Source organism: Actinokineospora sp., assembly GCF_050699995.1.
GTDB lineage: Bacteria > Actinomycetota > Actinomycetes > Mycobacteriales > Pseudonocardiaceae > Actinokineospora.
Map to the genome: position 1 here is coordinate 1 of NZ_JBOHGC010000219.1, position 7,433 is coordinate 7,433.

A 7,433-nucleotide genomic window follows, 5' to 3' on the forward strand; every position below is an offset into this window, starting at 1 on the left:
CCTGGCTGTTCAGCCACAACGGGCGGGTCGGCGGGTGGCCGCACAGCGTGGCCGGGCTTGCCGCCGACCTGCCCACAGTGGACTTGATGACGCTCGACGCGCCCACCGACAGCGCCCTTGTGTGGGCCCTGGTGCGGCACCGGCTGCGGGCGGGTGTCGACCCGGCCGACGCGCTGGCCGAGGTGGCCCGTGCGATCGGCGCGGTGGCACCGGACTCGCGGCTCAACTTCCTGCTCACCGACGGGCGGACGCTGGTCGCCACCACCTGGTGGCACTCGCTTTCCGTGCTGAAGAACGAAGACAGCGTCGTCCTGGCCTCCGAGCCGTGGGACGACGATCCACAGTGGACGACTTTGGGTGACCGACTGCTGGTCACCGCCATGCTTGACCCGGCACCGGATGTGCGCGTCACCGAACTGGGGCCGATCGCCGAATCACCTAAGGGGAACGCAGTGACCACGACCGACACAGTCGTCGAAGTACACCTGCCCGAAGACCACGCCGCCCGTTCGCTCGCCGCCGACGTCCGCTTGGGACTGACCGGCACGCCGAAGTCCTTGCCCCCGAAGTGGTTCTACGACACCCGAGGCAGCGAACTGTTCGAGCAGATCACCCGGCTGCCCGAGTACTACCCGACCCGCGCGGAACGCGAGATCCTCGCCACCCGGGCCGCTGAGATCGCCGAGGTGACCGGCGCGCACACCATGGTGGAACTGGGTTCGGGCTCCTCGGAGAAGACCCGCCTCCTCCTCGACGCCCTGCGCGACAGCGGAACCCTGTCGCACATCGTGGTCCTGGACGTTTCGGAGTCGGCCCTGCGTGAGGCTTCGGCCGCCCTGGGCGAGGAATACCCCGACACGACGGTCAACGGTGTCGTCGGTGACTTCACCGAGCACCTGGGCCTGCTTCCCGGCGAGCCTGCCCGCCTGGTCGTGTTCCTCGGCGGCACCATCGGCAACCTGCTTCCGGCGGAGCGCAAGACGTTCCTGGCGTCGATCCGTGAGGTCCTCAAGCCGGGGGAGTGGCTCCTCCTGGGCACCGACCTGGTCAAGGACGAGGCCACCGTCGTCGCCGCCTACGACGACGCGGCAGGCGTCACGGCGGGGTTCAACAAGAACGTCCTCCACGTCCTCAACCGCGAACTGAACGCCGACTTCGACGTCGACGCCTTCGACCACGTGGCGCTCTGGGACGCGAAGAACGAGTGGATCGAGATGCGCCTGCGCTCGACCAAGGCCCAGCGGGCCCGTATCGCGGCTCTGGACATGGAGGTCGACTTCGCCGAGGGCGAGGAATTCCGCACCGAGATCTCCGCCAAATTCCGCCGCGAAGGCGTCGCAAAGGAACTCGGAGCGGCCGGCTTCACCCTGACCGAGTGGTGGACCGACGAGCAGGGCCGCTTCGCCCTGTCCTTGGCCAAGGCCGACTAGCCGGGAAACGGTTCGGCGCCTTCCTGACCCCCGCGCCGGCGGTGCGGGGGGCAGGAAGCAGGCGCGGTGGTCTTCCGCGTCTCGAGAACTGTTCTCGGAGCAGGTTGTCCTTGTCGTTGTTCACAGTCGCGGCGACGAAACGCCGGTGCGTGGCCGCTGGGGACAGCCCGGCACAGGGCAGTGGCGCAGCATGGCCGGCGCGCACATGGGCAGCTGTGTCTCGCACGGAATGTCGGAATTGCGGCACATAGACGTCGTTGTCGTCGCACGTCAGCCACTGATCGGCGGCCCACAGGTCCACTCGACGCAGTGCTGGGCCGGTCCACTCGCCCACGTCGACAGCGAACTCGCGCTTGTCGCCCAGAACTACCGCCATCCGCCCACCGTGGCAGATCCATTCCCCCGTGGGCAAACGGATTGCGGCGACAGCGAGAACTAGAAGACGCTCTTTCCGATCAGCAGTAGGGCGCTCAGTGCGGCGACCACCAGGACGCCCACTCGCAGTCGTGGGCCTTCGACGTGCTTGCGGAGCGGGTTGGAGATCAGTGCGCCGCAGGCCAGGAACGGGATGAGGAAGGCCGCCGCCACCAGGTGGCGCTGTTCGACGTGACCGGCGACGGCCAGCATCGCCAGCGACGAGATCGAGGCGACCAGGAAGAAGGCGCTCAGGGTTGAGCGGATGGTCGGGCCCGACTGGTTCTGGTACACCAGTGCGATCGGGGGCCCGCCGATCGACGCCATGGTGCCGAAAGCGCCCGACGCCGTGCCCGCCACGAGCAGGGTGGGGACGGTCGGCCGCGGCTTCCACGTGATCACCGACAGGCCCACGCACACCAGCACACTGACCCCGATCAGCGCGGTGAAGCCCGCCACCGGCAGCGTCGCCAGGGCGATCAGGCCGAGCCCGTTGCCGGGCAGCCGCCCCACCATCGCCCAGCCGACGTTCTTCCACTCCACCGAGCCGTGCTCACGGAAGATCAGCATCGCTGACAGCGCGGTCCCGGCGAACAGGACCGGGACCGGCACGAGCATCGGGTCGATCAGCGCCAGGATCGGGCCTGCGATCAGGTTGAGGCCGAAGCCGATGGTGCCCTGCACCGCCGCGCCGACTAACAAGACCAGGCCCGCGATCAGCAGTCCGAGTGTCAAAGGAATCCCCCATGAACGCGAGAGCGGGGGACATCGGGGGTTGCCGGATGGCCCCCGCTCGTCTGCTCTATCAGCTGTTGACCATCTTGCGCAGCACGTACTGCATGATGCCGCCGTTGCGGTAGTAGTCCGCCTCGCCGGGGGTGTCGATGCGCACGAGGCCGTCGAACTCCACAGTGGAGCCATCGGCCTTCACAGCCGAAACCTTGACAGTGCGCGGCGTTTCGCCGTCGTTGAGCGCGGTGACGCCCGTGATCGCGAACGTCTCGGTGCCGTCGAGGCCCAGCGACGCCGCGGTCTCGCCCTGCGGGAACTGCAGCGGCAGCACGCCCATGCCGATCAGGTTCGACCGGTGGATGCGCTCGAAGGACTCCGCGATGACCGCGCGGACACCGAGCAGCGAGGTGCCCTTCGCCGCCCAGTCGCGCGACGACCCCGAGCCGTACTCCTTGCCCGCCAGGATGACCAGACCGATCCCCGCCGCCGCGTAGTTCTGCGCGGCGTCGTAGATGAAGGCCTGCTCGCCGCCGGAGGTGAAGTCGCGGGTGTAGCCCCCTTGGACCCCTGCGCCGTTGTTTTCACTGTCCAGCAGCATGTTGCGGAGGCGGATGTTCGCGAACGTGCCACGGATCATGACCTCGTGGTTGCCGCGCCGCGAGCCGTAGGAGTTGAAGTCCCTGCGCTCCACGCCGTGCTCGGTGAGGTACTTGCCCGCGGGGGTGTCCGCCTTGATCGCACCGGCCGGGGAGATGTGGTCGGTGGTGACCGAGTCGCCCAGCACCGCCAGGACGCGCGCGCCCTCGATGTCGGCGACGGGGGTCGTCTCCATCGTCATGCCCTCGAAGTACGGGGGCTTGCGCACGTAGGTGGACTGCGGGTCCCACTCGAAGGTCTTGCCGGTCGGCGTCGGCAGCGACTGCCAGCGCTCGTCGCCCGCGAAGACGTCCTTGTAGCTGCTCGCGAAGCTCTCCGCCGACATCGCCGCGGCGATGGTGTCGGAGATCTCCTGCGGGGTCGGCCAGATGTCGGCTAGGTGCACCGGCTGACCGTCGGACCCGATGCCCAGCGGCTCGGTGGTGATGTCGATGTCCATCGACCCGGCCAGCGCGTACGCCACCACCAGCGGCGGGGACGCCAGGTAGTTCATCTTGATGTCCGGGTTGATCCGGCCCTCGAAGTTGCGGTTGCCCGAGAGCACCGACACGACAGCGAGGTCGGATTCCTGCACACCCGCGGAGATCTCGTCCTGCAGCGGGCCGGAGTTGCCGATGCAGGTGGTGCAGCCGTAGCCGACCAGGTTGAAGCCGAGCTTGTCCAGGTACGGGGTGAGGCCCGCGCGGTCGTAGTAGTCCATGACGACCTTGGACCCCGGCGCCAGCGTGGTCTTGACCCACGGCTTGCGGGACAGGCCGCGCTCGACGGCCTTCTTCGCCAGCAGCGCTGCGCCGATCATGACCGACGGGTTCGACGTGTTGGTGCACGAGGTGATCGCGGCGATGGCCACGGCGCCGTGGTCGAGTTCGAAGGTCTGGCCGTCGAGGGTGACCGTGGTCGGCTTGGAGACGCGGCCCTCGGCGTTCGCGGCGGCCGAGTGGTAGTCGTACGGCTTGCCCGACGACCCGTTGCCGCCTGAGGCGAACGCGGGGGAGTCGCTGGCCGGGAAGGACTCCTCGGACGCCTCGTCCACAGTGGACGTGGTGTCCGCGGCGGGGGCGTAGGTGCCCAGCGCGGCGCGGAAAGCGGACTTGGCGTCGGTCAGCTCGATGCGGTCCTGCGGACGCTTCGGGCCGGCGATCGAGGGGACGATCGTGGCCAGGTCCAGCTCGAGGGTCTCGGAGAAGACCGGCTCGACCGACGGGTCGTGCCAGAGGCCCTGCTCCTTGGCGTACGCCTCGACCAGTGCGACCTGGTCGGCGGAGCGGCCGGTGAAGCGCAGGTACTCGATTGTCTCCGCGTCGATCGGGAACATCGCCGCGGTGGAGCCGAACTCCGGGCTCATGTTGCCGATGGTGGCGCGGTTGGCCAGCGGGACGGCCGAGACGCCCGAGCCGTAGAACTCGACGAACTTGCCGACGACGCCCTGCTTGCGCAGCATCTCGGTGATCGTGAGGACCAGGTCGGTGGCGGTGGCGCCCGCGGGCAGCTCGCCGTGCAGCTTGAAGCCGACCACGCGCGGGATCAGCATGGAGACCGGCTGGCCGAGCATCGCGGCCTCGGCCTCGATGCCGCCGACGCCCCAGCCCAGCACGCCCAGGCCGTTGACCATGGTGGTGTGCGAGTCGGTGCCGACCAGGGTGTCCGGGTATGCCTGACCGTTGCGGGTCATCACCACGCGCGCGAGGTGCTCGATGTTGACCTGGTGGACGATGCCGGTGCCCGGGGGGACGACCTTGAACTCGTCGAACGCGGTCTGGCCCCAGCGCAGGAACTGGTAACGCTCCTTGTTGCGCTGGTACTCCAGGTCGACGTTGGTCTCGAAGGCGTCCGGGCGGCCGAAGATGTCGGCGATCACCGAGTGGTCGATGACCAGCTCGGCCGGGGCCAGCGGGTTGACCTTGGTCGGGTCGCCACCCAGCGTGGTGACGGCCTCGCGCATGGTGGCGAGGTCGACGACGCAGGGGACACCGGTGAAGTCCTGCATGACCACGCGGCCCGGCGTGAACTGGATCTCCGTCGACGGCTCGGCGGCCGGGTCCCAGTTCGCCAGGGCGCGCACGTGGTCGGCGGTGATGTTCGCGCCGTCCTCGGTGCGGAGCAGGTTCTCCAGCAGGATCTTGAGGCTGTAGGGCAGGCGCTCGGAACCCTCCACCGCGTCCAGCCGGAACACCTCGTATGAGGCGTCACCGACGTTCAGCGTGGCACGGGCGCCGAAGCTGTCCTTGCTAGCAGTAGTCACGTCCAACTCCAGTGGCGGCGCAAGTCAGTCCAGGTAGTCGAGCCCTGAGTCTCGCGCACCTGGTTGAGGCGCGCATCGACAGGCTCACGAAGCAAACAGTACGCTTGTCCTGTAAGCCATTTCAAGGGGGGTTGATTGTGATCCATCACGTGCAGATCGCGTGCCCGGCGGGTGCGGAGGACCGGATGCGGGCGTTCTACTCGGGCGTCCTTGGGTGGTCTGAGCTGCCGAAACCCCCGCTGCTGGCAACTCGGGGTCGGGCGCTGGTTCGCCGTGCCTGGTGGGGGTGAGCTGCACGTCGGCGTCGAGTCGGACTTTCGACCTGCGCGCAAGGCGCACCCCGCTTTTATCGTCGACATCGATAGGACGTCGGCCGCCGTGGCCGAATCGGGCGCAAGCGTCCGCTGGGCGGACCCTGCAGAGATTCCGGGCAGGCGCCGGTTCCACACCGATGATCCGGTCGGCAACCGGGTGGAGTTCCTAGAAGACTGAGCCGCATGGACGCGGTGGTGGTCGGGGCGGGACCGAACGGGCTGGCGGCGGCGCTGGTGCTGGCCAAGGCCGGGCTGTCGGTGCGGGTGCACGAAGCCGCGCCGACCATCGGCGGCGGGTGCCGGACCGCGGAGCTGACCGTGCCCGGTCTCCGGCACGACGTGTGCGCCCACGCCCACCCGATGGGCCTGGCCTCACCGTTCTTCCGCGCTTTCGACCTGGCGGCCCACGGTGTGGAACTGGTGGCCCCGGAACTGTCCTACGCCCACCCACTGGACGGCGGCCGCGCCGGCCTGGCCTGGCGTGACTTGGACCGGACGGCCGCGGGGCTGGGTCGCGACGGGCCGGCCTGGCGGCGGCTGCTGGGCCCGCTCGTGCGGGACTGGCCGGGGCTGATCGACCTTGCCATGTCGGACTTCCGGTCGGTGCCCCGCGCCCTCCAGTTCCCGTTGCGCGTCCTGGAGCAGGCGTCACCGCTGTGGGGCGCTCGATTCAGTGGGACGGTCGCGCCCGCGCTCCTGACCGGGGTGAGCGCCCACGCCGTGACACCCCCGCGAGCCCTCGCGCCCGCAGGGGCGGGCCTGCTGCTAGCCACCCTCGGCCACGCGGTCGGCTGGCCCATCGCCCGTGGCGGCAGTCAGTCCATTGTGGATGCCCTGGCGGCGGAGTTGGTCAGACGGGGCGGGAAGATCGTCACCGACAGCCGGATCGACTCGCTTTCGCAGGTCCGCGCGCGCGCCGTACTGCTCGACGTCAGCCCGTCGGCTCTGGCGGGCATGGCCGAACTCCCCGGCCGGTACCTGCGATGGCTGCGGTCGTTCCGCTATGGCGGGGGAGTGTGCAAGGTCGACTTCGCCCTGTCCGGGCCGGTGCCGTGGACAGTCCCGGACCTCGCCCGGGCCGGAACACTGCACGTGGTCGGCGACCGGGCGGAGGCGGTCGCGGCGGAGGAGGAGGTCGCCGCCGGTCGACACCCGTCTCGGCCGTACGTGCTGGTGGGACAGCCTGACGTGGTGGATCCGAGCCGTTCCACCGAGGGACTTCACACGCTGTGGTCGTACGCACATGTGCCGAACGGGTCCTCTGTGGACGTCGGTGAGAGGGTGACGGCCCAGATCGAACGGTTCGCGCCTGGATTTAGGGACCTTGTGGTGGAGCGGTCTGTGGTGACGGCCGTGGACATGGCCCGGTACAACGCGAACTATGTGGGTGGGGACATCGGCGCTGGTGCGCTTTCGGTGTGGCAGACGGTGTTTCGGCCAGTACCGCGGTGGGACCCTTATCGGACCCCACTGCCTGGCGTGTACCTGTGCTCGGCCTCGACGCCGCCGGGACCGGGAGTGCACGGGATGTGTGGCGTGCACGCGGCTGGACGCGTTCTGCGTCAGCGGTTCGGCATCAAGACAGACCCACTGGACGTGATCCGAAGCTGAGCACCCCCACCCGTAAAGTGAAGAGGCCCCGCC

At 69.1% G+C, this 7,433-nt stretch carries 4 protein-coding genes; 2 read left to right on the forward strand and 2 right to left on the reverse strand.

Going from position 1 to position 7,433, the window contains the following annotated elements; all coding sequences use genetic code 11:
• Nucleotides 1-452 precede the first annotated feature (452 nt).
• A complete protein-coding gene (egtD, locus tag ACRDSQ_RS11965) occupies nt 453-1,430 on the forward strand; it encodes an L-histidine N(alpha)-methyltransferase (protein WP_431420970.1) in 978 nt (325 codons plus the stop codon).
• Between the two features lie 435 nt (nt 1,431-1,865).
• Here the strand turns inward: egtD and ACRDSQ_RS11970 are convergent, their stop codons facing one another.
• Nucleotides 1,866-2,579: a sulfite exporter TauE/SafE family protein gene (locus ACRDSQ_RS11970; protein ID WP_091384463.1), complete on the reverse strand. Its 714-nt coding sequence runs from the start codon at nt 2,577-2,579 to the stop codon at nt 1,866-1,868.
• A 70-nt stretch (nt 2,580-2,649) separates the two neighbouring features.
• Nucleotides 2,650-5,475: an aconitate hydratase gene (locus ACRDSQ_RS11975; RefSeq protein ID WP_431420968.1), complete on the reverse strand. Its 2,826-nt coding sequence runs from the start codon at nt 5,473-5,475 to the stop codon at nt 2,650-2,652.
• A 497-nt stretch (nt 5,476-5,972) separates the two neighbouring features.
• Here ACRDSQ_RS11975 and ACRDSQ_RS11980 point away from each other — a divergent pair, with 497 nt between their 5' ends.
• Nucleotides 5,973-7,400 (forward strand): phytoene desaturase family protein, encoded by a 1,428-nt coding sequence (locus ACRDSQ_RS11980; protein ID WP_431420969.1) that lies wholly within the window; start codon nt 5,973-5,975, stop codon nt 7,398-7,400.
• Nucleotides 7,401-7,433 lie beyond the last annotated feature (33 nt).

Bases quoted from the DNA above. Each gene is read 5' to 3' on its own strand.
- ACRDSQ_RS11980 (WP_431420969.1), top strand. From the start codon at position 5,973: ATGGACGCGGTGGTGGTCGGGGCGGGACCGAACGGGCTGGCGGCGGCG.